Genomic DNA, 2860 nt, shown 5'->3' with positions numbered 1-2860 from the left:
GCGCCCACCATCGCCTGGGTGTCCTGGAAGGCCGCCTCGGGCCGGCGCCCGCCCCGCGGATCGGTGTCCTGCCGGCGCACTCCGCCCCGGTCCCCCACCCGGGTGGGCGCGGGCTCCTGACCCGGCACGGGTCCCTGCCCGGGCACGGGCCCCTGGGGCGGGAGCGGGCCCGCCGGCCGGGAGGCGGGGCCGCGGCCCTGCCGCGGGCCGTCGGGGCCCGCCGGGGGGCGAGGATCGGGGACCCGGCCCTGCGCGGGCGCGCCGTACCCGGGAGCGGGCCCCGGGCCCTGCGGAGCGTGGTGGGGCGGCTGCGCCGGGTGCGGACCCCGGTTCAGGTCACCGGTTTGAACCGGTTGGGCCGGGGGGACGGTACGGGGAGCGGCTCCCGGGTTCGAGCGACGGCGCCGCCCCTGACGAGCCGATCCGTCCGGGCGCTGCGGGCGCCCGCTCGGCTCCGGGTCATGGCTGCTGCTGTAACTCAACGCGTCCTCGTTCGGTCATCGGGGTCTACGACGGCGTGCAGGCGCGGGTGAGATTACCTGTTGGGCGAGGGAGATCTCAGCGCCTTGGCTCACTAGTAGCCGACCTCTTCGGGGGGATCTCCGTTCCCGAGGACGAACGAGACCTTCGGGCCGCTCCGGGAGCAAGCACGCCGGGCCTCTCCTGCGTGGACGTGAGATTCCCCGTGTCCGTCGGCGGTCCAGAGCGCGCGCGAGCCTGAGCCCACCACCGCTCGCTGTGACCACATAACGGCCAGACTACGGCTTTTTTGCGTTTGGTCCCAACCTCTTGGGAAAGTCGTCCGTTGCCGAGATATGTCGAGCCGACGTATCCTCCCGATGTATCGGCTCGATACATCGACGCGAGAGGTGGTGGTTTCCGGTGGCCGGTGGGCGAGGCGGCGTGCTGGAACTCGCCGTGCTCGGGTCGCTGCACGAGACTCCGCTCCACGGCTACGAGCTGCGCAAACGGCTCAACGCCCTGCTCGGCATGTTCCGGGCCTTCTCCTACGGCTCGCTCTACCCGTGCCTCCGCCAGCTGCTGGCGGACGGCCTCATCGTCGAGGAGGAGCCCGCGGCAGAGAGTGCCGTCCCCCTCACCGGACGCCGGTCGAAGATCGTCTACAAGCTGACCGCCGAGGGCAAGGAGCGGTTGCAGGAGCTCCTCACCCAGGCCGGCCCGTCCGCCTGGGAGGACGAGAGCTTCGGCATCCACTTCGCCTTCTTCCGGCACACCGAGGCCGAGGTGCGCCTGCGCATCCTCGAAGGGCGACGCAGCCGTCTGGAGGAGAGACTCGACGCCGTCCGTACGGCCCTCGCCCGCACACGCGAGCGGCTGGACAGCTACACGCTCGAACTCCAGCGCCACGGCCTGGAGTCCGTCGAGCGCGAGGTGCGGTGGCTCAACGAGCTGATCGAGACGGAGCGGCGAGGGGCCGCGGCGAGCGGAGCGGACGACGAGGAACGGGTCGCCCGCCAGGCGCACGAGGCCCCGAGCGCGACCGTGAACGCAGAGAGGCGAGGGGCCGCCGCGGATGACGGGGAGTCCCGGACCGCGCAGGAAGAGACGTACCGGGCGCCCGCGCCCGGAACCGATGGTCCGGAGCGGCCCACCGCGCCGGAGAACAAGTGATCAACAGGACTGAGGGAGCGAGTGCCATGGGTTCGGTGCGCGTAGCCATTGTCGGTGTAGGCAACTGTGCCGCGTCGCTCGTGCAAGGCGTGCACTACTACAGGGACGCCGACCCCGGCGCCCGGGTGCCGGGCCTTATGCACGTGAAGTTCGGCGACTACCACGTCGGTGACGTCGAGTTCGTCGCCGCCTTCGACGTCGACGCCAAGAAGGTCGGCCGCGACCTGTCCGAGGCGATCGTCGCCTCGGAGAACAACACCATCAAGATCTGCGACGTGCCCCCCACCGGCGTGATCGTGCAGCGCGGCCACACCCTCGACGGCCTCGGCGAGTACTACCGCGAGATGGTCGAGGAGTCCGACGAGGCCCCGGTCGACGTCGTTCAGGTCCTCAAGGACGCCAAGGTCGACGTGCTGGTCTCCTACCTGCCGGTGGGCTCGGAGGAGGCGGACCGCTTCTACGCCCAGTGCGCCATCGACGCCAAGGTCGCCTTCGTCAACGCGCTGCCGGTCTTCATCGCCTCCGACCCCGAGTGGGCGCAGAAGTTCACCGACGCGGGCGTGCCGATCGTCGGCGACGACATCAAGTCCCAGGTCGGAGCCACCATCACCCACCGGGTCATGGCCAAGCTGTTCGAGGACCGCGGGGTCGAGCTGCTCCGCACCTACCAGCTGAACTTCGGCGGGAACATGGACTTCATGAACATGCTGGAGCGCAAGCGCCTGCAGTCCAAGAAGATCTCCAAGACCCAGTCCGTCACCTCGCAGATCCCGCACGAGATGGCCAAGGCCGACGTGCACATCGGTCCGTCGGACCACGTGCCGTGGCTGGACGACCGCAAGTGGGCCTACGTCCGCCTGGAGGGCCGCTCCTTCGGCGACACCCCGCTGAACCTGGAGTACAAGCTGGAGGTGTGGGACTCCCCCAACTCCGCCGGCATCATCATCGACGCCGTCCGCGCCGCCAAGATCGCCCTGGACCGGGGCATCGCCGGCCCGATCCTGTCGGCCTCCTCCTACTTCATGAAGTCCCCGCCGGAGCAGTACTCCGACGACGAGGCCCGCGAGTACGTCGAGAAGTTCATCCGCGGCGAAGTCGAGCGCTGACCCTCCCCGCCCGAGCCCTCGGTCGAGCCCTCCGCCCTTCCCCGGCGGAGGGCTCTTCCTTTTCCCCTGATCGGTCGTCGTGGGGGGTCGTGGGGCGGTGGCTGCGGTGAGGGCTTCCGTGG

At 70.4% G+C, this 2860-nt stretch carries 1 protein-coding gene and 1 pseudogene; both read left to right on the top strand.

The window, feature by feature from the left end; translation table 11 throughout:
- Positions 1 to 882: 882 nt before the first annotated feature.
- Positions 883 to 1443 (top strand): annotated as a pseudogene (locus ABD823_RS34210) (PadR family transcriptional regulator); the annotation flags it as partial.
- A gap of 215 nt (positions 1444 to 1658) precedes the next feature.
- Positions 1659 to 2738, top strand: coding sequence for an inositol-3-phosphate synthase (locus tag ABD823_RS34205; RefSeq protein ID WP_344867067.1), 1080 nt, complete (start codon positions 1659 to 1661; stop codon positions 2736 to 2738).
- Positions 2739 to 2860: the final 122 nt, after the last annotated feature.

Source organism: Planomonospora alba, from assembly GCF_039534085.1.
In the GTDB taxonomy this organism is placed as follows: Bacteria; Actinomycetota; Actinomycetes; order Streptosporangiales; family Streptosporangiaceae; genus Planomonospora_B; species Planomonospora_B alba.
The sequence above is the reverse complement of the archived record's forward strand: the minus strand, read 5'-3'. Positions and strand labels throughout refer to the sequence as shown.